Origin of the sequence: Methylobacterium sp. Leaf108 (genome assembly GCF_001423265.1) — a bacterium.
In the GTDB taxonomy this organism is placed as follows: Bacteria; Pseudomonadota; Alphaproteobacteria; order Rhizobiales; family Beijerinckiaceae; genus Methylobacterium.
In genome coordinates this window covers 378,151-400,504 of sequence record NZ_LMND01000001.1, presented here as the reverse complement: position 1 = coordinate 400,504, position 22,354 = coordinate 378,151, and the positions used below count along the sequence as shown (strand labels likewise).

Annotated in this window: 22 protein-coding genes and 1 tRNA gene; 7 read left to right on the top strand and 16 right to left on the bottom strand. The window is 70.3% G+C overall.

Features of this window, described 5'->3' with window-relative positions; all coding sequences use genetic code 11:
• Positions 1 to 17 precede the first annotated feature (17 nt).
• Entirely contained in the window at positions 18 to 1,976 is a 1,959-nt protein-coding gene (locus ASF39_RS01890; RefSeq protein WP_056280710.1) for a polysaccharide deacetylase family protein, read from the top strand.
• Between the two features lie 247 nt (positions 1,977 to 2,223).
• Here ASF39_RS01890 and ASF39_RS01885 read toward each other — a convergent pair.
• Positions 2,224 to 2,300: transfer RNA gene (locus ASF39_RS01885), tRNA-His, on the bottom strand.
• 162 nt (positions 2,301 to 2,462) lie between these two features.
• On the opposite strand from ASF39_RS01885, the gene ASF39_RS01880 reads away from it, so the two are divergent.
• Positions 2,463 to 4,301: a chloride channel protein gene (locus tag ASF39_RS01880; RefSeq protein WP_055879591.1), complete on the top strand. Its 1,839-nt coding sequence runs from the start codon at positions 2,463 to 2,465 to the stop codon at positions 4,299 to 4,301.
• A 37-nt stretch (positions 4,302 to 4,338) separates the two neighbouring features.
• Complete coding sequence (gene thpR / locus ASF39_RS01875; RefSeq protein WP_056280707.1) at positions 4,339 to 4,896, top strand: RNA 2',3'-cyclic phosphodiesterase; 558 nt, start codon at positions 4,339 to 4,341, stop codon at positions 4,894 to 4,896.
• 15 nt (positions 4,897 to 4,911) lie between these two features.
• Here thpR and coaA read toward each other — a convergent pair whose 3' ends face one another.
• The 14 genes from coaA to ASF39_RS01805 form a co-directional block, all read right to left on the bottom strand.
• The gene (coaA, locus tag ASF39_RS01870) at positions 4,912 to 5,895 is read right to left on the bottom strand and encodes a type I pantothenate kinase (RefSeq protein ID WP_055881099.1); all 984 of its coding nucleotides are present in this window, start codon (positions 5,893 to 5,895) and stop codon (positions 4,912 to 4,914) included.
• 32 nt (positions 5,896 to 5,927) lie between these two features.
• Complete coding sequence (locus ASF39_RS01865) at positions 5,928 to 6,251, bottom strand: phosphoribosyl-ATP diphosphatase (protein ID WP_055879585.1); 324 nt, start codon at positions 6,249 to 6,251, stop codon at positions 5,928 to 5,930.
• A 19-nt stretch (positions 6,252 to 6,270) separates the two neighbouring features.
• Positions 6,271 to 7,062 (bottom strand): imidazole glycerol phosphate synthase subunit HisF, encoded by a 792-nt coding sequence (gene hisF, locus ASF39_RS01860; protein WP_056280705.1) that lies wholly within the window; start codon positions 7,060 to 7,062, stop codon positions 6,271 to 6,273.
• Positions 7,063 to 7,124: 62 nt separating this feature from the next.
• Positions 7,125 to 7,598, bottom strand: a complete 474-nt coding sequence (locus tag ASF39_RS01855) for a DUF29 domain-containing protein (RefSeq protein WP_244472230.1) — start codon at positions 7,596 to 7,598, stop codon at positions 7,125 to 7,127.
• A 49-nt stretch (positions 7,599 to 7,647) separates the two neighbouring features.
• On the bottom strand, positions 7,648 to 8,391 hold the full coding sequence (gene hisA / locus ASF39_RS01850) for a 1-(5-phosphoribosyl)-5-[(5-phosphoribosylamino)methylideneamino]imidazole-4-carboxamide isomerase (protein ID WP_056280701.1): 744 nt from the start codon (positions 8,389 to 8,391) through the stop codon (positions 7,648 to 7,650).
• A gap of 45 nt (positions 8,392 to 8,436) precedes the next feature.
• Positions 8,437 to 9,099 carry an imidazole glycerol phosphate synthase subunit HisH gene (hisH, locus tag ASF39_RS01845; RefSeq protein WP_056280700.1) on the bottom strand — a complete coding sequence of 221 codons (663 nt, stop codon included), beginning with the start codon at positions 9,097 to 9,099 and terminating at the stop codon, positions 8,437 to 8,439.
• Complete coding sequence (locus tag ASF39_RS01840; protein ID WP_056280698.1) at positions 9,096 to 9,581, bottom strand: DUF2628 domain-containing protein; 486 nt, start codon at positions 9,579 to 9,581, stop codon at positions 9,096 to 9,098. The genes hisH and ASF39_RS01840 overlap by 4 nt, the downstream gene beginning before the upstream one ends.
• Before the next feature lie 33 nt (positions 9,582 to 9,614).
• Positions 9,615 to 10,202, bottom strand: a complete 588-nt coding sequence (hisB, locus tag ASF39_RS01835) for an imidazoleglycerol-phosphate dehydratase HisB (protein ID WP_056280697.1) — start codon at positions 10,200 to 10,202, stop codon at positions 9,615 to 9,617.
• Between the two features lie 123 nt (positions 10,203 to 10,325).
• Positions 10,326 to 11,201, bottom strand: coding sequence for an S-methyl-5'-thioadenosine phosphorylase (locus tag ASF39_RS01830; protein ID WP_056280695.1), 876 nt, complete (start codon positions 11,199 to 11,201; stop codon positions 10,326 to 10,328).
• Positions 11,202 to 11,354: 153 nt separating this feature from the next.
• Positions 11,355 to 12,248, bottom strand: coding sequence for a cytochrome c1 (locus ASF39_RS01825; protein ID WP_056280694.1), 894 nt, complete (start codon positions 12,246 to 12,248; stop codon positions 11,355 to 11,357).
• A gap of 21 nt (positions 12,249 to 12,269) precedes the next feature.
• On the bottom strand, positions 12,270 to 13,559 hold the full coding sequence (locus tag ASF39_RS01820) for a cytochrome b N-terminal domain-containing protein (protein ID WP_055879554.1): 1,290 nt from the start codon (positions 13,557 to 13,559) through the stop codon (positions 12,270 to 12,272).
• 52 nt (positions 13,560 to 13,611) lie between these two features.
• A complete protein-coding gene (gene petA / locus ASF39_RS01815) occupies positions 13,612 to 14,187 on the bottom strand; it encodes a ubiquinol-cytochrome c reductase iron-sulfur subunit (protein ID WP_244472229.1) in 576 nt (191 codons plus the stop codon).
• 221 nt (positions 14,188 to 14,408) lie between these two features.
• Positions 14,409 to 16,358, bottom strand: coding sequence for a PAS domain S-box protein (locus tag ASF39_RS01810; RefSeq protein ID WP_056280693.1), 1,950 nt, complete (start codon positions 16,356 to 16,358; stop codon positions 14,409 to 14,411).
• A 172-nt stretch (positions 16,359 to 16,530) separates the two neighbouring features.
• A complete protein-coding gene (locus ASF39_RS01805) occupies positions 16,531 to 18,396 on the bottom strand; it encodes an ABC transporter ATP-binding protein (protein WP_055879546.1) in 1,866 nt (621 codons plus the stop codon).
• A gap of 102 nt (positions 18,397 to 18,498) precedes the next feature.
• On the opposite strand from ASF39_RS01805, the gene ASF39_RS01800 reads away from it, so the two are divergent.
• The 3 genes from ASF39_RS01800 to hemF are packed head-to-tail and all read left to right on the top strand — an operon-like array spanning position 18,499 to position 20,707.
• The gene (locus ASF39_RS01800) at positions 18,499 to 18,966 is read left to right on the top strand and encodes a tRNA (cytidine(34)-2'-O)-methyltransferase (protein WP_056280691.1); all 468 of its coding nucleotides are present in this window, start codon (positions 18,499 to 18,501) and stop codon (positions 18,964 to 18,966) included.
• 59 nt (positions 18,967 to 19,025) lie between these two features.
• Entirely contained in the window at positions 19,026 to 19,748 is a 723-nt protein-coding gene (locus tag ASF39_RS01795) for an aspartate/glutamate racemase family protein (RefSeq protein WP_056280689.1), read from the top strand.
• A 32-nt stretch (positions 19,749 to 19,780) separates the two neighbouring features.
• Positions 19,781 to 20,707: an oxygen-dependent coproporphyrinogen oxidase gene (gene hemF / locus ASF39_RS01790; RefSeq protein WP_055879536.1), complete on the top strand. Its 927-nt coding sequence runs from the start codon at positions 19,781 to 19,783 to the stop codon at positions 20,705 to 20,707.
• Between the two features lie 107 nt (positions 20,708 to 20,814).
• Here hemF and ASF39_RS01785 read toward each other — a convergent pair whose 3' ends face one another.
• Positions 20,815 to 21,054 carry a hypothetical protein gene (locus ASF39_RS01785; RefSeq protein ID WP_056280688.1) on the bottom strand — a complete coding sequence of 80 codons (240 nt, stop codon included), beginning with the start codon at positions 21,052 to 21,054 and terminating at the stop codon, positions 20,815 to 20,817.
• Between the two features lie 152 nt (positions 21,055 to 21,206).
• Here ASF39_RS01785 and ASF39_RS01780 point away from each other — a divergent pair, with 152 nt between their 5' ends.
• A complete protein-coding gene (locus ASF39_RS01780) occupies positions 21,207 to 22,328 on the top strand; it encodes an ATP-dependent RecD-like DNA helicase (protein ID WP_056280686.1) in 1,122 nt (373 codons plus the stop codon).
• Positions 22,329 to 22,354 lie beyond the last annotated feature (26 nt).

Genomic DNA, 22,354 nt, shown 5'->3' with positions numbered 1-22,354 from the left:
CTGGATGACGGTGGACCATGAGCGACGGCGCCTCGAGGCAGCAGGGCGACCTGTGGCGGAAAGTCGGCTTGTGTCTTCTCGTCCTCGTCTTCCTCACACCGATCGCCCTCGGGGTCCTGTACTACCGGTCGCGGATCTTCATCTTCGGCGGCCTGTCGGGCCCGGCCGGAACCTCGGTGGTGAAGCCGCCGAGCCCCGCGGATTGGCGCAGCTACCGCGGCGGGGACACCGCCCGCCTCGCCATCCTGCTCACGGACGAGGCATCGGCCTGGCTCGGCCTCGTCCACGGCCTGAAGAGCCTGGGCGTGCCCTTCACGCTCACCCGGGACGTGGCGGAGGCGGTTCGGTCCAAGGTCGTGCTGGTGTATCCCTACGTCTCGGGGCTGGTGCTCAAGCCCGACGAACTCAGGGCCCTGGCCGCTCATCCGCAGGGCGGCGGAACGCTCCTGGCGGCCAACGTCCTCGGGGGAGGCCTCAAGGAGGTGTTCGGCTTCGGCGACGTCCAGCCCTCGCGAAAGCGCTTCGCCATGAGCTTCTCGGGGGCCAGCCGGACCTGGCTCGGTTTCGACGAGCCCGAGGAGCAGACCGTGCGCTTCGGCGATCCCGCCCGCAATCCGGAGGCGCAACTCGGCACCCACGGCTACGGCCAGGCAGCGGACGCGCTGGCCTCCTTCGAGGACGGCACGGCGGCGATCACACGGCGGCGCTTCCCCACCGGCGGGGCGGCCTATGCCCTCGGCTTCGATCCGGGCTTCCTGCTGCTGATCGGCCAGAACGCCCGCGGCGCCGACATCGAGCGCGACTACGTCAACGCCTATTCGCCGCAGAACGACCTCGTCCTGCGCTTCCTGCGGCAGGTCTGGCGCGAGGGCGAACCGCTGGCGGTGAGCCTCGGACGGGTGCCGGACGGCAAGGCGCTCGCCGTCATGATGACCTTCGACGTGGACTTCACCCGCTCCCTGCCCAACGCGGTCGCCTATGCCGAACTGCTCAAGGAGTTCGGCGTGCGGGGCACCTTCTTCATCCAGACCAAGTACCTGCGCGACTACAACGACGAGATCATCCTGACGGACGAATCCGCCGCCCATCTCAGGCGGCTCGGGGAGCTCGGGATGGAACTCGGCAGCCACACCGTCGCCCACTCCTGGATCTTCCGGAATTTCGCCATGGGCGACGGCAAGGAGCAATATCCCGCCTACCGCCCGATCGTCGTCAACCGCAACGAGGCCCGCGACGGCACCATCCTGGGGGAACTGCGTGTCAGCAAGTTCCTCGTCGAATCCCTGGCGCCGCCGGCCAAGGTGGTCAGCTTTCGCCCGGGCCACCTGTCGAACCCGGGCGGATTGCCCCAGGCGCTCGAAGCGACGGGGTATCGCTACAGCTCGTCCGTGACCGCGGGCAACGCGCTCTCGCACCTGCCGGTCCGCCTCACCTACGGCCGCGGGGCGCAGGCCGAAACGGGAATCTTCGAGTTACCCCTCACGGTGGAGGACGAGCGGGCGCCCCTCATGGGCCTGCGCCTGCCGCAATCCCTGGAGGTCGCCCGCAAGATCGCCCGCGACGGCGGCATCTATCCCGTCCTGGTCCATCCCAACATCCTCGGCCACAAGCTCGAGTTCGTGAGAGGCTTCACCAGGGCCATGCGGGACCGGGCCTGGTTCGGGAGCGTCGACGACTTCGGCGCCTGGTGGGCGGCCCGGGACGGCGTCGCCCTCGATGCCCGGCGCGAGGGCGACGGCGTCACGGTTCGCCTGACCGCGCCGCGCGCCCTGGACGGCCTCACGGTCGAGATCCCGCCGCACTGGTTCCTGGACGGCTCCGAGGTCACCGACGCCCGCATTCGGCAGCGCCCCGGCGCGGTCACGCTCCCGCTTCCCGTGGGCACCACCACGCTCCGGTTCCGCACCGCCCCGAGGGGCACCGGAGCGCGGTCCGATGATTTCAAGCTGAGAACAGGCGGCCTCGCTTCACCGTGACCCTGGGTGATCGTCGGCCGGAAAGTCTCCGCGCGGCTGCGGGCGAAGCCGACATGCGAAGCTACGGGAAGCGCATGGTCGACGCGAGGCAGGTGACCATCGAGCTCGAGACGTGCTCGTCCATCAGCGACGGGCTTGGCAACCGCCGCTGACCGTGCGCTCGCCAAGCAGCCTCTCCCGTCAGCGATGCCGAACGACAAAAGGGGCCGGCAACAAGCCAACCCCTTCGGTCAATTCGAGAAACCTATGGTACCACCGCCCCGGCTCGAACGGGGGACCCCCAGATCCACAATCTGGTGCTCTAACCAACTGAGCTACGGCGGCACATGAGGGGCGTGTATCCCGCCCGTGCCGGCTTTTCAAGCGCAAGCCGCGTCTTCTTCGGGGCCGCCCTTGACGATCGATCGGGTTGGCGCCTCATGGGGCCATGCCGACAGCAGAGTGTAGGAACCAGGGGATCGATCGGGGTCGGTCGGGCCGTCGGTCATGACGATCCACGCACCGTCACCCGCCCCGAAGGCGGCCGTGAACCGCGTGCCCGCCCGGCTCAGGGCGCTGGTGCGCGGGGGCGAGATCGGGCTCGTGATCCTGGCCGCCGTGGTCGGCTGCGTCGCGGGCCTCGCCGTGGCGGCGATGAGCCTGGCGGCCCAGGCCCTGCGCGAGACCCTCTATCGGTTGCCCGCCGGGGCACGCCTGAGCGCGGCCACCGACCTCGACCCGGTCGTGACGATCCTCGGCCCGGCCGTCGGCGGGGTCGGACTGGGCGTGCTGCTGGTGTGGATGTCGTGGCGGCGCGAGCGGCCGCGCCGGGCGATGATCGATCCCATCGAGGCCAACGCCCTGCACGGCGGCCGCATGTCGGTGCGCGATTCCGGCCTCCTCGCGCTCCAGAACGTGATCTCCAACGGCAGCGGCGCCTCGGTGGGCCTGGAGGCCGGCTACACCCAGCTCTGCGCCGGGCTCGCCTCGCGCCTCGGCCTCGCCTTCGAGCTGCGGCGCTCGGACCTGCGCACCCTCGTCGGCTGCGGCTCGGCCGCCGCCATCGCCGCGGCCTTCGGGGCGCCGCTCACGGGCGCCTTCTACGCCTTCGAACTGATCGTGGGCACCTATTCCATCGCGATCCTGACGCCGGTGGTGGTGGCGGCCCTGTGCGGCAGCCTCGTCGCCAAGGCGGTCCTGGCGCAGCCGCCCCTCGTGGCCGCGACCCTGCCGGAGACCTTCACCACCGCCCCCTTGAGCGCGCTCGACATCCTGCCGAGCCTCGCCCTCGGGCTGATCTGCGCGGGCCTCGGCATCGCGATCATGCGCGGCGTGACGCTGGTCGAGGCCGGGGTCCGCGCCAGCCGCCTGCCGGCCGCCCTCGCCCCGATCCTCGGCGGCCTGTGCGTCGGCGCCCTGGCGCTGGCGGTGTCGCCCCAGGTCCTCTCGGGCGGTCACGGCGCCCTCCACCTGCAGTTCGGGCACGCCGTGCCCGAGGCCGGTGCCCTCGCCCTGATGGTGCTGTTCGCGGCCAAGGCGATGGCGTCGGCGATCTCGATCGGCTCGGGCTTTCGCGGGGGCCTGTTCTTCGCCTCGCTGTTCCTCGGCGCCTTGGCCGGCAAGGTCTTCGCCGTCCTGATGACAGAGATGCTGCCGGGCCTTTCCGGCTTCGGCCTGACTCCGCTGGCCTACGGGGTGGTCGGCATGAGCGCTCTGGCCGTCGCCGTCATCGGCGGCCCCCTCACCATGACCTTCCTGGCCCTCGAACTCACCGGCAGCCTGCCCATCACCGGGCTGGTCCTCGCGGCGGTGATCGCCTCCTCGCTGACGGTGCGCAAGACCTTCGGCTATTCCTTCGCCACCTGGCGCTTCCACCTGCGCGGCGAGAGCATCCGCAGCGCCCACGACATCGGCTGGATCCGCAGCCTCACGGTGGGCGCGCTGATGCGCCGGGACGTGGCCACGATCGATGTCGCGACGCCGCTCGACGCCTTCCTCGTCGCCCATCCCCTCGGTTCGGTCTCTCGGGTGGTGACCGTCGACGTCACCGGGCGCTATGCCGGCATCGTTCTCGTGCCCGAGGCCCACGCCGCGGCGCGGGCCTCGGCCGAGACCCCGCCGCCGCTGTCGGACCTGGTGCGCTACCGCGACGCCTTCCTCGTGCCAGAGATGAACGCCAAGGCCGCCGCAGCTGCCTTCGACCGCAGCGAGAGCGAGGCCCTGGCCGTGCTCGACGCCCGCGACACCCGCCGGGTCGTCGGGCTGCTCACCGAGAGCCATACGCTCAAGCGCTACAGCGAAGAACTCGACCGCCAGCGGCGGGCGATGGTCGGCGAGACGGTCTGACCGGCCCGCCCACACCCGAACCCGGAGTCGCCCCGCGATGCCCCGCCTCTTCACCGGCCTCGAGATCCCGCCCGACATCGCCGATGCGCTGGCGCGCCGTCAGGCCGGGCTGCCGGGCGCCCGCTGGATCGCGCCCCCGGACTTCCACGTGACCCTGCGCTTCCTCGGCGACGTGGAGATTCCCCTGGCGGAGGAGGTCCACGACCTCCTCGCCCGGTCGCGCCCGCGCGGGCTTCTGTCCGTCACCCTGTCGGGCCTCGCGAGTTTCGGCGGCGACAAGCCGCGCGCGATCATCGCCACGCTCGCCCCCTGCCGCGAGCTCGACGCGCTCCAGGCCGAGCACGAGCGGATCTGCCGCCAGGCCGGCGCCGAGCCCGAGCGCCGCGCCTTCACACCGCACGTCACCCTGGCGCGCCTGCGCCGCGAGGTCTCGGCGATGGATGTGGCCGCCTATCTCGCCGAGGCCGGCTTCTTCCCGCCGCTCACCTTCACCGCGAGCCGCGTCGCGCTGTTCTCGGCGCGGGAGTCGAAGGGCGGCGGGCCCTATGTCGTGGAGGCTGCGTATCCGCTCGGCTCGGGGACCGAGGCGTCCTGAAAAGCCGGCCCCGGCTCACAACCGGCGCAGCGCCACGCTCTCGATCCGGTGGCTGGCGCCCTTGGCCAGGATCAGGCTCGCCCGCTGGCGTGTGGGCAGGATGTTGTCGCGCAGGTTGGGCAGGTTGATCGTCGTCCACAGCCGGTCGGCGATCTCCAGGGCCTCGGCCTCCGTCACCTCGGCGTACTTGCGGAAGTAGGAGAGCGGATCGCGGAAGGCGGTGAGGCGCAGGCGCAGGAAGCGGTTGAGGTACCAGCGGTGCAGGTCGTCCTCGTGACCGTCGAGGTAGATCGAGAAGTCGAAGAAGTCCGACACGAACGGGATCGCGGTGCCGTCCCGCGGCAGGCGGGCGGGCTGGAGCACGTTGAGGCCCTCGACGATCAGGATGTCGGGGGATTCCACCACCCGCTCCTCGCCGGGCACCACGTCGTAGACGAGGTGCGAGTAGAGCGGCGCCGCCACCCGCTTCTTGCCCGCCTTGATGTCGGTGAGGAAGCGCAGGAGGGCGGCGGTGTCGTAGCTCTCGGGAAAGCCCTTGCGGTCCATGGCGCCCATGCGCTGCAGGGTGGCGTTGGGCAGGAGGAAGCCGTCGGTGGTGACGAGGTCGACCTTTGGCGTGTTGGGCCAGCGCGCCAGCAGCGCCTTGAGGACGCGGGCCATGGTCGACTTGCCCACCGCCACCGAGCCGGCCACCCCGATGATGTAGGGCACCTTGGCATCCTGCTCGGCGAGCAGGAAGCGCTGCGTCGCCTTGAACAGCCCCTGCGTCGCCGCGACGTAGAGCGAGAGCAGGCGCGAGAGCGGCAGGTAGATCGCCACCACCTCTTCGAGCGAGATCGGGTCGTTGAGGGACTGCAGCCGCGTCACGTCCTCGGCGGTGAGCGTCAGGGGCGTGTCCGCGCGCAGCCGGGCCCAATCCTCGCGGGGGAAGATGCGATAGGGGGAGAGCCGTTCGGGCCCGTCTCCGGTGACGGGGTCCTGCCCCAGGGGCTGCCCCAGGGCCGGCGTCGGCCGGATCGCGTCGCGCTCGCTCACGCCGGCCTCCGCGCCGCCTTCTCGGCGATCCCGGACTGCACGGTGCGGCGCTCCAGCTCGGCGAGCACCTCGTCGAGGCCGATCTCGGCGCCCTTGAGAACGACGAGGAGATGGTAGAGCACGTCGGCCGCCTCCGCGACGAGGCCCGCCCGGTCGCCCTGGACGGCGGCGATGGCCGCCTCGACCGCTTCCTCGCCGAGCTTCTTGGCGGCCTTGGCCGGGCCTCCGGCCAGGAGCTTGGCCGTGTAGGATCGGTCCGGCGGGGCCTGCGCCCGCACCGCCACCAGTGCTTCGAGATCGCCGAGGGTGAACTCAGTCATGCGGCTCCGAACCCTGGAATCACGGCGCGGCCTCGCCGTCGTCGAGGCGCATCGACAGGCCGGCCGCCGCCATGTGGCGCTTGGCCTCCCGCACCGTGTGCTGGCCGAAATGGAAGATCGAGGCGGCGAGCACCGCGCTGGCGCCGCCGTCGCGGACCCCCGCCACGAGGTCGTCGAGGCTGCCGACGCCGCCGGAGGCGATGACGGGGATCGAGACCGCATCGGTGATGGCCCGGGTGAGGGCCAGGTCGTAGCCCGAGCGCATCCCGTCGCGATCCATCGAGGTGACGAGGAGTTCGCCCGCCCCGCGCGCGGCCATCGTGCGGGCGAAGGCGATGGCGTCGATGCCCGTGCGGGTCCGGCCGCCGTGGGTGAAGATCTCCCAGGCCGGCGGCTCGCCCTCGCCCGAGGTGCGCTTGGCGTCGATGGCCACGACGATGCACTGGCTGCCGAACTTCATGGCACCCGCGGCCACGAAGTCGGGGTCGTTCACGGCGGCCGTATTGATCGAGACCTTGTCGGCACCCGCCAGCAGCAGCGTGCGGATGTCGGCCACGGTCCTGATCCCGCCCCCCACCGTGAGGGGCATGAAGCAGGCCTCGGCCGTGCGGCTGACGGCGTCGAGCAGCGTGCCGCGGGCCTCGTGGCTCGCCGTGATGTCGAGGAAGCACAGTTCGTCGGCACCGGCCGCGTCGTAGGCCTTGGCCGCCTCGACCGGATCGCCGGCGTCGCGCAGTTCGAGGAACTGCACGCCCTTGACGACGCGCCCGTCCTTGACGTCGAGGCAGGGGATGATGCGGGTCTTGAGCACGCGGCCTCTCGGCAGGTTTCAGGAACGTGGACGCCGGTTTCGCGACGAAACCCGCGTCCCCTCTAGGGAGTGTCGTCGGGGTCGATGGCGAAGGGACGGGTCAGGACCTCGTCCAGGGTATAGGGGCAGTCGAGGGGGAAGCGTTTCAAGGGCAGGCGCGTCTCCTTCGAAGCTTCGAGGCGTGCTCCATGGTAGGCACGTGCCAAAGCTTCCTCACGCCTGCTTTTCAGTCCGGGACTGTCCTTCAGGACGAAGCCAGCGTTGGAACGATGCGTCGCGATGGAGATCGCCCAACTGCGCGTGCGCTTCGACGGCTGGTGATCGCATTTGAGCATGTGCAGGATCACGATCCGCCACGCGCTCACCAGGCTGTCGAATTGGCTGCGGCCCAAGCTCTCGATCTCCTCGGCCAGGTTCTCGCGGTCGAGGGCGTCGAGGTCGCCCGCCCGCAGCCGTGCGCCCTGCTCCTGCGTCCAAGTGTAGAAGTCCTGTGTGTAGGACACACCGGCGGCCGGGAGGGGCGCGGTCTTCGTCACGGCCGTCATCTCAGCCTCGCACCATGCAACTGCATCGGCCCGCATTCTATCACAGCGCGCCGCCCTTCGCCCGGCGGATCGCGGCGAGCGCCTCCTTGGGGTCGATGCGGCCGTCGTAGAGGGCGCGCCCGGTGATCGCGCCGGCCAGGACCGCGCAATCGGGTTCGAGCATGCGGTGCACGTCGGCGATGGAGGCGAGGCCGCCCGAGGCGATGACGGGGATCGTCACGGCACGGGCGAGCGCCAGGGTCATCTCGATGTTGAGGCCCTTGAGGATGCCGTCGCGCGAGATGTCGGTGTAGATGATCGCGGCGACGCCTGCGTCCTCGAAGCGACGGCCGAGCTCCTCGGCGGTCATGCTCGAGGTCTTGGCCCAGCCCTCCACCGCGACGCGGCCGTCCTTGGCGTCGATGCCCACCGCGATCCTGCCGGGGTGGAGGCGGGCGGCCTCGCGCACGAAGGCGGGATCGCGCACCGCCGCCGTGCCGATGATGACGCGGCTGACGCCCTTGGCGATCCAGGATTCGAGGGTGCGCATCTCGCGGATGCCGCCGCCGAGCTGCACCGGCAGCTTCACCCGCGCCAGGATCGCATCGACGGCGGCCGCGTTCATCGGCGCACCGGCGAAGGCCCCGTCGAGGTCGACCACGTGCAGCCAGGAGAAGCCCTGCTCCTCGAACACCGCGGCCTGGGCGGCGGGGTCGTCGCTGAACACGATGGCCTGGGCCATGTCGCCCTGGACGAGGCGAACGCAGCGCCCTTCCTTCAGATCGATTGCCGGAAACAGGATCACGGGGTCAGCTCGCCATCGGTCGCGGTCGGAGAACAGGGGGCCGGGTCAGGGCGCCCAGCGCAGGAAATTGGCGATCAGGGCGAGGCCCAGTCGCTGGCTCTTCTCGGGGTGGAACTGCGTGCCCGCGACGTTGTCGCGAGCCACGAGCGCCGTCACCGGACCGCCGTAGACGGCGTGCGCCACCACGTCGCCGGCCTCGCGCGGGCGCAGGGCGTAGCTGTGGACGAAGTATGCGTGCCACCCGGTCTCGCCAGTGGGAATGTTCGCGAGCAACGCCTGGTCGCGGTCGGCGACCAGCGTGTTCCAGCCCATGTGCGGGATCTTCAGGTCGGGATCGGACGGGCTGATCGGCGCGACGTCGCCGGGAATCCAATCGAGGCCCGGCGTCGTCCCGTGCTCGAGGCCTCGGGTCGCCAGGAGCTGCATGCCGACGCAGATGCCGAGGAAGGGGCGGCCGCGCACCTTGGCGGCATGGGTCATCGCCTCGACCATCCCGGGCACCGCGTCGAGGCCGCGCCGACAGTCGGCGTAGGCGCCGACACCCGGCAGTACCACGCGGTCGGCCCCCGCCACGGTCTCGGGATCGTCGGTCACCGTGATCCGCGTCGCATCGAGGCCGGCCTCGCGGGCGGCGCGCTCGAACGCCTTGGCCGCCGAATGCAGGTTGCCCGATCCGTAGTCGATGATCGCGACGGTCTCGCCGCTCACCGCCGGTCCTCGCTGAACGGGAACAGGCCGATCACACCCTCCGAAACGCGCGACGAGGCGGACGGGAACGGCGCGGCCGGGGGGCGTGCCGCCCGGGCCGGATCGAGCCAGCGGCCCACGACCTTGATCTCGGCCTCCTCGGCGCTGCCGGCGACCACCGCGTCGCGCACCGGCCGGCCCTGGCGGGCGTAGGTCCAGCGGCGCAGGCTCGACGCTTCGAGGCCGATCAGCAGTTGCATCAGGAGGGCGACGGCGGCGCCGGCCACCGGCCGCAGGTTCAGGATCTGGCCGAGGACGACAGCACCCACCAGCAACACGGTGACGAGGAGGGCGGCGACCCACAGGCGGTGGTAGAGGAACCACAGCGGCCCGTAGGCGAAGGCCGGCCAGGAGAACCCGTCCGGCACCACCTGGGCCCGGTCGATCTCCTGGGTCTCGCCCGCCAGCGTGTGCTCGGGCAGGTGGAGGGTGTAGGTGCGCATCCTGTCAAACCTCGCGGCCCTGGGGCGGAACGGTCAGAGCGAGCCCTTGGTGGAGGGCACGCGGCCGTCCTCGCGCGGATCGATCGCCACGGCGGCGCGCAAGGCGCGGGCCAAGCCCTTGTAGCAGCTCTCGGCGATGTGATGGGCGTTGTCGCCGTAGAGCGTCTCGACGTGCAGGGTGATGCCGGCGTTCATCGCGAAGGCCTGGAACCACTCGCGCACCAGTTCGGTGTCGAACTGCCCGATCTTCTCGACGCGGAAGGCGGTGCGGAACACCAGGAACGGGCGGCCCGAGATGTCCACCGCCACGCGGGTCAATGCCTCGTCCATGGGCAGGTGGATGTCGGCGTAGCGGCCGATGCCGCGCTTGTCGCCCAGCGCCTTGGCGAAGGCCTGGCCGAGGGCGATGCCGGTGTCCTCCACCGTGTGGTGGTGGTCGACGTGGAGGTCGCCGGTCACGGCTACGTCGAGGTCGAACAGAGAATGGCGGGCGAACAACTCCAGCATGTGGTCGAAGAAGCCGACCCCGGTGGAGATCGCGCAGCGACCGGTGCCGTCGAGCGCCACCGTGACGGCGACGTCGGTTTCGGCGGTGCGGCGGCTGATGCTCGCGGCGCGCATCGTGACAGGCTCGCTCATGGTGACGGGTGACGGATGACGTGCCCGCCTTCTAGTGCGAACCTTCGCCCGATGGAAAGGCTGTCACCGGCATAATCCTGCCGTCCGGACGCATCCTCCGGCGGATCAGCCGCGCAGGACGCGCCCGGCCACCGCGTCGAGCCTGGCGACGAGATCGGGGTCGCGGTGGGACGGGGCGGTCATCACGGCACCGTCGAGCGCGCGATGCGACCCGGCCGGGCAATCCTCGCGCTCGGCGGGAAAGTCGCGGGCGAGGCGGGCGACGAGGCGGGCGGCCTTGTCGGCGTTGGCGCGGGCCACCGCCACCACCGCGGCCACGTCGACGTCGTCGTGGCTCGGATGCCAGCAGTCGAAATCCGTCACCATCGCGATGGTGGCAAAGGTGATCTCGGCCTCGCGGGCGAGCTTGGCCTCGGGCAGGTTGGTCATGCCGATGACGTCGTAGCCGAGGCCCTTGTAGGTCTTGGATTCGGCGAAGCTCGAGAACTGCGGTCCCTCCATGCAGACGTAGGTGCCGCCCTTGTGGACCGGCAGGTTCTCGGCCGCCGCGGCCGCCGCGATGCGGGCCTGGAGGACGGGGCCGACCGGGTGCGCGAAGGGCACGTGGGCGACGCAGCCGTTTCCGAAGAACGAGGATTCCCGCCCGAAGGTACGGTCCACGAACTGGTCGACGAGGACGAACAGGCCGGGGTGGAGTTCGGAGCGGAACGAGCCGCAGGCCGAGATCGACACCAGGTCGGTGACCCCGGCCCGCTTCAGGGCGTCGATGTTGGCGCGGTAGTTGATGCCCGAGGGCGAGAGGCGGTGGCCGCGGCCGTGGCGGGCAAGGAACACCACCTTGGTCCTGCCGATCCTGCCGATCCGCAGGGCGTCGGAGGGCTCGCCCCAGGGGCTCTCCACCACCTCTTCGCGAACCTCCTCCAGGCCGGGCAGGTCGTAGACCCCGGAACCGCCGATCACCCCGAGCACGGCTGTCGTCATGGCGATCGTCCTTCTATGAGATCCGCTGTGGATGGCCCCGCACGGTCGAGGAGGGCCGCCTGCGGCGCTTGCTTCGCGCCCGTGGTCACGCCCTTACGAAAACGGGCCCGCCTGCGCGAGCCCGTCCGTCGTTCGTCGCGACCGTTCGACGCTTCAGCCGGCCTTGTGCAGTTCCGGCTGGAGGCCGTGGACCTCGCCGCCGACGTCGGCCCAGACCCTCTTCTTCACGTAGTAGAGGAGGCCCGACAGGAGGATGAGGAACAGGATCACCCGGAAGCCCAGCGCCTTGCGGGCCTCGAGGTGCGGCTCGGCCGCCCAGGCCATGAAGGCCGCGACGTCGCGCGAATACTGTTCGACCGTCTCGGGCACCACCGGCTCGCCGTTGGCGCCCTTGGCGTAGGTCACCTGACCGTCGCTGAGGGGCTTGGCCATCGCGATCAGGTTGCCGTCCATGTACTTGTTGTAGTGCGCGCCGTCGGGAACGTCCTTGCCGGCGGGGGGCTCCTCGTAGCCGTTCAGAAGCGCGTGGATGTAGTCGACGCCCTGTTCGGAATAGCCGACGAAGGGCATCGCATCGACGACGAAGAGCGGGAAGCCGCGCTCGAACGTGCGGGCCTTGGCCAGCACCGAGAAGTCCGGCGGGGCCTTGCCGCCGTTGGCGGCAGCCGCGGCCTTCTCGTTGGGGAACGGGGAGGGCCAGGCGTCGGCGGGGCGTGCGTTGCGCTCGATCTCCTCGCCGTTGTCGTTCAGCTCCTTGACCTTGTACTCGGCCGCCAGGGCCTTGATCTGGCCGGCGTTGAAACCGGGCCCGCCCGATTCCGCGAGGTTGCGGAAGCGCACGAGGTTCATGCTGTGGCAGTTCGAGCAGACTTCCCGGTAGACCTGGAAGCCGCGCTGGAGCTGGGCCTGGTCGAACTTCCCGAAGATGCCGGCGAAGCTCCAGCTCTCACGGGGCGGGTTCGGGCTGTGCGCGGTTTCCGAGCGGGCGGCCGTAAAGCTGAGGCCGACCGCCAGCAGGGACGCGGCGAGGACGCGAGTCGTTTTCATGGTCGTTGCGTATCCCTGCCCTCAGCCCTTGGACGGTGGTGCGGCGGCCGCGCCCACCGGCATGCCCGAGCCGCCGTGGACCTGCTTGCCCGGCCCCGTCACGCTCTCGAGGATCGAGCCGGGGAGTCGGTTCGGTGTTTCGAACAGGCCGACGAGCGGCATGACGATGAGGAAGTGAGCGAAATAGTAGAACGTGCAGATCTGCGAGGCGATGACGTAGCCGCCTTCGGGCGGCTTGGCGCCGAGCCAGCCCAGCACGATGCAGACGACGACGAAGAGCCAGAAGAACTGACGGTAGATCGGGCGGTAGTTGGCCGAGCGCACGCGCGAGGTGTCGAGCCAGGGCGCGAAGGCGAGGATCAGCACCGCGCCGAACATCAGGATGACGCCGCCGAGCTTGTCCGGAACCGCGCGCAGGATCGCGTAGAAGGGCAGGAAGTACCACTCCGGCACGATGTGCTTCGGCGTCACGCCCGGGTTGGCCGGCACGTAGTTGTCGGCGTGGCCGAGGTAGTTCGGCTGGTAGAAGATCCAGTAGGCGAAGAACACCATGAACACGGTCGCGGCGAACACGTCCTTGATCGTCGCGTAGGGCGTGAACGGCACCGCGTCCTTGCCGGACTTGATCGGGATGCCGGTGGGGTTGTTCTGGCCGGTGACGTGAAGCGCCCAGACGTGGAGGACGACCACGCCGACGATCATGAACGGCATCAGGTAGTGCAGGGAGAAGAACCGGTTCAGCGTCGGGCTACCCACCGAGTAGCCGCCCCAGAGCAGGCTCTGGATGGTGTCGCCGACCACCGGGATCGCCGCCAGGATGTTGGTGATGACGGTGGCGCCCCAGTAGCTCATCTGGCCCCACGGCAGGGTGTAGCCGAGGAAGGCGGTGGCCATCATCAGGAGGTAGATGATCACGCCGAGGATGTAGAGCACCTCGCGCGGGGCCTTGTACGAGCCGTAGTAGAGCCCACGGAACATGTGGATGTAGACCGCCACGAAGAACATCGAGGCGCCGTTGGCGTGCATGTAGCGCAGGAGCCAGCCGTAGTTCACGTCGCGCATGATGTGCTCGACGGAGTTGAACGCAGCGGTCGCCGAGGGGTCGTAGTGCATGGCGAGCCAGATGCCCGACACGATCTGGACGCCCAGCATCAGCATCAGGATCGCGCCGAAGGTCCAGAAGTAGTTCAGGTTCCGCGGGACCGGGAACGACACGAACGACGAATGCACGAGCCCCACCAGCGGCAGGCGCGTCTCGAACCATTTCGCCAGCCGGCTCTTGGGGACGTAGGCAGTGCCGTGTGCGCTCATGAGGCTACCCGCTCAAATGCTGTGACTGTGGCATCGGACGACCGACGTGGCGTCAGGCGACGGCTTTCCCGGCCTCTTCGCCGATGCGGATCTTGGTGTCGCCCTCGAACACATAGGGCGGGATCGGCAGATTGGACGGCGCCGGGCCGCGGCGAACGCGCCCGGACGCATCGAACAGCGAGCCGTGGCAAGGGCACGACCAGCCGTCGTACTGGCCCTGGTGCCCGATCGGGACGCAGCCGAGGTGGGTGCAGTTGCCGTAGACCACGAGCCACTTGGCGTGGCCCTCCTTGACGCGGTCGGAATCGGCCTGCGGCTGGATGAGGTCGGCCAGCTTGACCTCGGAGAGCTCCTTGATCTCCTTCTCGGTCCGGTTCCGGACGAAGATCAGCTTGCCGCGCCAGAACACGTTGACGATCTGCCCGTCCTGGATCGGGGCGAGGTCGACGTCGAGGGGGGCGCCGGCCGCCACGGTGGCGGCATCGGGCGCCATCGACGCGACGAACGGCCACGCGGCGGCTGCCATGCCGACGGCGAGGGCCGAGCCGGTCGCCAGGTAGAGAAAGTCACGACGTGAGCCGTCCGCTGCGCCGGTGGCGGTGTCGGGTGTCGGCACGGTGTTCGCCAAGGTGGAGACTCCAGGTCTACGGAGGGCGCCGGATCGGAGGAGGGAGGCGCGGGCCGGTGAGGCCACCGCGACATCGCACAACCGTCGCCCCGGAAGCAACGTCGCGGGAGGAAAGCACCATCCCGCGATTTCGTGCAATGCGACCGCACGTCACCAGAAGTCAAGACGGGCCCGCGCCGTCGTCGCGGGGCGGGACGGCGACGCAGGGCGGACGAACTGGATCAGAGAAAGCGGACGCCGATCTCGCTCGCCGCCCGGCGGACCACGGCGCAGCTCATCCGTCGCCCGGTCTCCTCCACGTGCAGGTCGAACCGGTCCGGGACCGCGTCCGGCGAGGACACGTGCAGCTTGGCGCCCGTGCGCGAGAGGTTCCTGACCGTCGCCTGGATCGTCCGACCCGCGGCCAGGATCGCGGCCGGCATCAGCACGCGGGTGCGGTGATCGGCGCGCCGCTCCTCGATGCCCGCGGTCCAGTCGTCGAGGCTGAGGCTGATGCTGGAGACGCCCCCGGACGCCTGGCGCATGCTTTTCAGGATCTCGCCGGTCGCCTCGCTCTGGGCGTCGGTGGAATCGGCGACCTCTGCCACGAAGCGGCGGATGGTGCCGATGGATTCCGTGATCGAGGCGAGCTGTCCGCCCACGGCGTCCGACACGTCCTGCATGCCCGCGATGTCGGCGGCGATCTTGGCGGTGGCCGCCGTCGTCTGGCTGGCCAATCCCTTGACCTCGGCGGCGACGACCGCGAAGCCGCGCCCGGCCGCACCCGCCCGCGCCGCCTCGATGGTGGCGTTGAGGGCGAGCAGGTTGATCTGCTCGGCGATGTCGGTGATCAGCTGCACCACGTTCCCCATCGACTGGGCGGCCGTGCGCAGGCGGGCCGTGGCGGCGTCGGCCTCGTGGGTGCGGCCGTGGATCTCGTCCACCGCCGCCCGTGACCGGGCCATGGTCTGCGAGATCGCCAGGGCCGCCGTGTTCATGGCCTCGGCCGAGGTCGTCACCGCCTGGACGTTGTCGAGGGTGCGGTCGGCGGCATCGATGGCGGATTTCCGCGCGGTCATGCTGGCGGAGACGTCGGTGGCGAATTTCACGACCTTGATCAGCCGCCCGTCGGGATCGAAGATCGGGTTGTAGCTCGCCTGGATCCAGACCGGGCGACCGTCCTTGGCGATCCGCTGGAACAGGCCCGCGACGAAGTCGCCGCTGCGCAGGCGGTCCCAGAACGCCTTGTACCCGTCGCTCGCGGCGTAGTCGGGCGCCACGAACAGGCTGTGGGATTTCCCCAGGACCTCCTCCCGGCCGTAGCCCACGGCGTTCAGGAAGTTCTCGTTGACCTCGAGGATGCGGCCCTGGGTATCGAACTGGATCACCGCCTGGGCCCGGTTGATCGCGGCGAGCTGCCCGGACGCGTCGGCGCGCACCAGCTTGTCCCGCGTCACGTCGGAGGCGTATTTCACGACCTTGAAGGGCCGTCCGTCGATGTCCCGGATCGGGTTGTAGGTGGCCTGGAGCCAGATCTCGCGTCCGTCCTTGCCGTAGCGCTTGTACTCGGCGGCCTGGAACTCACCCGCGGCGAGACGGCGCCAGAAATCGGCATACTCCGGGCTCGCCGCCTCGGCCGCCCCCACGAACATCCGGTGATGCCGGCCGCGGATCTCCTCGATGGTGTAGCCGACCGCACCGAGGAAGTTGGCGTTGGCCTCGCGGATCGTGCCGTCGAGGTCGAAATGGATCACCGCCTGCGACTTGCCGATCGCCTGGGTCTCGCCCAGGAACTCCGCGCTCAGCCGCTTCTGGGCGGTGATGTCGGTGGCGAACTTGACGATGCGCACCGGCCTGCCGCGCCGGTCGAGGATGGGGTTGTAGGTCGCCTGCAGCCAGATCGTGCGACCGTCCCTGGCGACCCGCTCGTACTCCGCGGACTGGTACGTTCCGGCCCTGAGCGACTCCCAGAACGCCGCGTACTCCGCGCTCGCCGCATGGGCGGGGGAGACGAACATCCGGTGGTGTCGCCCGCGGATCTCGTCGAGGCCGTAGCCGACGACGGCGAGGAAGTTGCGGTTCGCGTTGAGGATGGTCCCATCCAGCGCGAACTCGATCGTTCCGCGCGATCTGTCGATGGCGCTGAGCCAGGCCTTCTGCTCATGGGATCGACGGTACGTTGAGAGAAGCATCGACCCTGCCGCGCCTTCGGTGTCTTTAACGCCCGGCAGCCTCGCAAACATAGGTTAATTTTGGGTTGCTTACTGTCTTCTCTCAGCCCAAGTCATTGATGGCGCTCGAATAAAGCCATCCGCTTTCAGGTCGAGTAGAGTTGAATACAATATTATTCTCGAAATCCCTTCGTTATTCGGCGGCATCCCTCAACGTCGCATCCCGGGCCGGCAGGAAGCCACCCGATTGGCGCCGCCACAGGCCGGCATAGACGCCGCCTGCCGCGACCAGGTCGGCGTGCCGGCCCTCCTCGATGATGCGGCCCTTGTCGATGACGATGAGGCGGTCGAGGGCGGCGATGGTCGAGAGCCGGTGCGCGATGGCGAGCACCGTCTTGCCGGCCATCAGCGTGTCGAGGCTGTCCTGGATCGCCGCCTCGACCTGGCTGTCCAGCGCCGAGGTCGCCTCGTCGAGGATCAGGATCGGCGCGTCCTTGAGCAGCACGCGCGCGATGGCGATGCGCTGGCGCTGGCCGCCCGACAGCTTGACGCCGCGCTCGCCGACCTGGGCGTCGTAGCCGGTGCGGCCCTTGTGGTCGACGAGATCGCGGATGAACACGTCGGCCTGCGCCAGGCGGGCGGCCCGCTCGATCTCCTCCTGCGTCGCGTCCGGCCGGCCGTAGGCGATGTTGTCGCGGATCGAGCGATGCAGGAGCGAGGTGTCCTGCGTGACCATGGCGATGGCGCCGCGCAGGGAATCCTGGGTGACCTGCGCGATGTCCTGGCCGTCGACCAGGATGCGCCCGCTCTCGACCTCGTGCAGGCGCAGCAGCAGCGACGTGATGGTGGTCTTGCCGGCACCGCTGACGCCCACGAGCCCGACCTTCTCGCCCGGAGCGATGCGAAAGCTGAGGTCGTCGATGATGCTGGCGTCGCCCCGGCCGTAGTGGAAGCCGACGTCCTCGAACCGGATCTCGCCGCCCGTCACCGTCAGGGGCACGGCGGCGGGCCGGTCGACGATGCCGTGCGGCCGGGCGATGGTCTGCATGCTCTCCTGGATCACGCCGACGTTCTCGAAGATGCCGCGCACGGTCTGCATCACCCAACCCGACATCGCGATGAGGCGCAGCACCAGGGCGAGGCCGGCGGCCCCTTCCCCGGTGGTCAGCCCGCCCCGCTGCCACAGGACGAGGCACATGCCGGCGGTGGCCACGATCAGCAGGCTGTTGAGGAGCCCCAGCATCGTCGTCGTCAGCGTGACGAGGCGGAACTGGTGGAGGTAGGCCTTGGTGTGGACGTCCACCGCCCCGCGCACCGCCGCACGCTCCTCGCGGGTGCGGGCGAACAGCTTGACGGTGAGGATGTTGGTGTAGCTGTCGACCACTCGGCCGATCAGCGCCGAGCGGGTGTCGGCCGTGGCCAGCGACCGCGAGCGGGCGCGCGGCACGAACCAGCGGGTGAGCAGGCCGTAGGCCACCACCCACACCACCACCGGCAGGGCGAGCCAGAGGGAGATCGAGCCGAACAGCCCCATCGCCGTCACCGCGTAGATCGCCACGTAGAGGAGCGTGTCGATGAACACCACGGCGAGCTCGCGCACCGCCGGCCCCACCTGCACCACCCGGTTGGCGAGCCGCCCGGCGAAATCCGCCTGGAAGTACGAGAGCGAGTGGCCGAGGGTGTAGAGGTGGGTGCGCCAGCGGATCTGGTTGGTCGCCTGGGGCACGATGAGCTGGTTGGACACGAGTTCGTGCAGCCAGATCGAGATGGGGCGCACCACCAGCACCATGGCGGCGGCCAGGGCGAGGGCGCCGCCGTGGTCGGCCAGCAGGGTCGCCCGGTCGGCGGTGGCGAGCAGATCCACGAACCACCCCATCAGGAGGTAGAGCGAGGCCTCGACGACGCCCGCCACGAGGGCGATGACGAACAGGACGACGAGGGCGCCGCGGATCGGCCGCAGGTAGAAGCCGGCGAACCCCGTCACGCTCTTGGGGGGCATCCGCTCCTCGTCGAACGGCGCGAAAGGGTCGATGCGGCGCTCGAGCCAGTCGAGGAACATGCGGGTCTGCCAGATGTGGATGCTGCAATGCGATATAGGCCGCCTTGACGAAGGACCAAGCGGGGGGCGATGCCGCATCCTCCCGCGGACCCACCGGCAGCCATGCTCCGTCTCGCCCTCTACCAGCCCGACATCCCGCAGAACACCGGCACGATGCTGCGGCTGGCCGCCTGCCTCGGTGTCGCCGTCGAGATCATCGAGCCGGCCGGGTTCGACGTCTCCGACCGGCACCTGCGCCGCTCGGGCCTCGACTACCTCGACCACGTCGCCCTGACCCGGCACCGCTCCTGGGCCGCCTTCTCGGAATGGCGCAAACAGGCCGGGGTCCGGCTCGTGCTCGCCACCACCGCCGGCGCGCTGCCCTACACCGATTTCTCCTTCGCTCCCGGCGACTGCATCCTGATGGGCCGCGAATCGGCCGGCGTGCCCGACGGCGTCCATGCCGACGTCGACGCCCGCGTGGTGGTCCCGATCCGCCCCGGGCTGCGCTCCCTCAACGTCGCCGTCTGCGCGGGCATGATCGTGGGGGAGGCGATCCGGCAGACGGGGAGCGGGCGCGAGGGATCATGACGCGACCGGTCCCTGGCACGACGCCTGCCTGACCCGCCCGAGCGAGCCGGAGTCTTCCCTTGCGCATCCTCGTCATCAACCCGAACACCCTCGCCTCCGTCACCGACCTCGTGGCGACCCATGTCCGACAGGTGGCGGGAAACCGCGCCGAGGTGGTGCCGGTGACCGGTCGGTTCGGGGCGCGCTACATCGCCAGCCGGGCGGCGGCCTGCATCGCCGGGCACGCCGCCCTCGACGCCCTGGCCGAGCACGTCACGGGCTGCGACGCGGTCTACCTCGCCTGTTTCGGCGATCCGGGGCTGGCGGCGCTGCGCGAGATCTCGCCGGTGCCGGTGGTGGGCATGGCCGAGGCCTCGTGCGGCAAGGCCGCCGCGAGCGGGCGCTTCGGCATCGTGACGGGAGGAGCGGCGTGGGCGCCGATGCTCACCGAGTTCGTGGGGAGCCTCGGCCTCGGGGAGCGTTTCACGGGCGTGCGAACCATCGCGCCCACCGGCGACCGGATCGCGAACGATCCCGACGCGGCGCTGGCCGACCTGGCCGCGGCCTGCCGCAGGTGCGCCGAGGAGGACGATGCCGGGGTGGTCATCCTCGGCGGGGCGGCGCTGGCCGGTCTGGCGGCGCGCATCCAGGCGGACGTGCCGGTGCCGGTCCTCTGCTCGGTCGCCGTCGGCACCGAGGCGGCGATCGCCGCGGCCTCGTCGGGCGACCGACAGCCGCCCGCCCTCGCCCTCGACAGCATCGGCCTCGGCCCCGCCCTGACCCGGCGCCTGTCGGGCGATTGACGCCTGCGCGAGGGGATGGGACATCCCGGTCCATGACGAAGCCAGACCTCGCCGCCCATACGCTCCCCGACGCGGATCTGACCGCCCTCAAGGGGCAGGCCCAGACCTGGTTCGCGACCCTGCGCGACAGGATCGTGGCCGCCCTGGAGGCGCTGGAGGCGGAGGCGACCGGGCCGTTCCACGAGGATGCGCCCGCCGAGCCCGGGACCTTCGTGAAGACGCCGTGGACGCGCACCGACCACACCGGCGAGCACGGCGGCGGCGGCACCATGGCGATGCTCAAGGGCCGGGTGTTCGAGAAGGCCGGCGTCCACATCTCGACGGTGCACGGCGAGTTCGCGCCCGAGTTCCGGGCGCAGATGCCCGGAGCGGCCGAAGACCCGCGCTTCTTCGCCACCGGCATCTCGCTGATCGCCCACCCGTGGAACCCCAACGCCCCCACCGTGCACATGAACACCCGGTTCGTGGTGACGACAAAGGCCTGGTTCGGCGGCGGGGCCGACCTCACCCCGGTGCTCGAGCGCCGGCGCAACCAGGAAGACCCGGACAGCCTCGCCTTCCATGCGGCCATGAAGGCGGCCTGCGATGCGCACGCCCCGGCCGCCGACTACGACCGCTACAAGGCCTGGTGCGAGGAGTACTTCCACCTCAAGCACCGCAACGAGCCGCGCGGCATCGGCGGCATCTTCTACGATTATCACTGGACCGGAGACCCGGGCGCCGACCTCGCCTTCACCCGCGACGTCGGCGGGGCCTTCCTCAAGGCGTATCCGGCCATCATGCGCGCCAACCTCGCCGAGGCATGGACCGAGGCCGACCGGCTCGAGCAGCAGGTGCGGCGCGGGCGCTACGTCGAGTTCAACCTGCTCTACGACCGCGGCACCATCTTCGGCCTCAAGACCGGCGGCAACGTCGCCTCGATCCTGTCGTCGCTGCCCCCCACCGTGCGCTGGCCGTGAGGGTCCCCACGACCATCGTTGCTTCGCCTCGCGCCGCGCGTCCGTCCGCAACCGTTCGGCGGATCGAAGTTGCGATGGTCGCAGGAGCCCCGCGCCGACCGCCGCCGCTACCGGCGTGGCCCCAGGCCCGTGTGCAGCGTGATGTCGAGGCGCGCCAGGGCACGGCGGATCGCATGGATCTCGAGGGCGAGGGGATCGCTCGGCTTCCCCGCCACGGCGTCGAGTTCCAGGCGGGCCCGGGCGATCTCCACATCCGCCAGCATCCGGGCGGCGTGGCCCTCAGCCGTCATCGGGGCGGGACCCTGGGCGCGACCGGCGGCCGGATCGATCTCGACGACGACACCCATGGTGCGATCTCCTCGGCGACGGGGCAACGCGCACCGCGGCCGTCGGCATCCTCGACCGCCTTCGTTGCTTCTTTGTGTCCCGCGAGCGCATCTCGCAGCCTTGCCTCGCGCGGCGTGCGCGGCCGCACGAAGGCGGCGGGCGCCCCGGCCCCATGAGCGGCACCGATCTCCCGACGCGCTTCGCCCCCCAGCAGGAGGACGCGCTCAAGGCCATTTCCGCCTGGCGAAAGGGCGGCGGCGCCCAGGTGTTCCGGCTGTTCGGCTATGCCGGCACCGGCAAGACCACGCTGGCCCGGCGCATCGCCGACGACGTCGACGGGGCCGTGGTGTTCGGAGCCTTCACCGGCAAGGCGGCCTCGGTGATGCGCGCGCGCGGCTGCCACGACGCCGCGACGATCCACAGCCTGATCTACCGCACCAAGGAGACCGAGGACGGCGGCCCCGCCTTCACCCTCAACCGGGCCGGGCCGGTGGCCAAGGCCGACCTCGTGGTGATCGACGAATGCTCGATGGTGGATTCCGACCTCGGCAACGACCTCCTGTCCTTCGACAAGCCGGTGCTGGTGCTCGGCGACCCGGCCCAGCTGCCGCCGGTACGCGGGGGCGGTTTCTTCACCGAGGCCGAACCCGACGTGATGCTCACCGACGTCCATCGCCAGGCCGCCGACGACCCGATCGTGCGCATGGCGATGACGGTGCGCGAGGGCGGGCGCCTGAGCATCGGCACGTACGGCCTCAGCCGCGTGGTCTCGCGCCGCGAGATCGACCCGACCCTGGTGCTGGAGGCCGACCAGGTGCTGGTCGGCATGAACAAGACGCGCCGCCTCTACAACAACCGCCTGCGGGAGCTCGCGGGCCATACCGACCCGATGCCGGCGGTGGGCGAGAAGCTGGTGTGCCTGCGCAACGACCGCACCAAGGGCCTCCTCAACGGCTCGACCTGGACCGTCCACGCCCTGCGCGGCGCCGCCCGCCCCGACGCGATCCGCCTCGACGTGGTGCCCGAGGACGACCCGGCCCTGCGCCGGCGCCCCATCGACATCACCGTCCTGCGCGCGATCATCGCCGGCTCGGAGGAGGAGATCCCCTTCGCCCTCAAGCGCGAGACCGACGAGTTCACCTACGGCTACGCCCTCACCGTCCACAAGGCGCAAGGCTCGCAATGGGACGACGTGGTACTGTTCGACGAATCCTTCGCGTTCCGCGAGCACCGGGCCCGCTGGCTCTACACCGGCCTCACCCGGGCGGCGCGGGCGATCACCGTGGTGGTGTGAGTGGAGCGGTCCTTGCTTCAAGGACC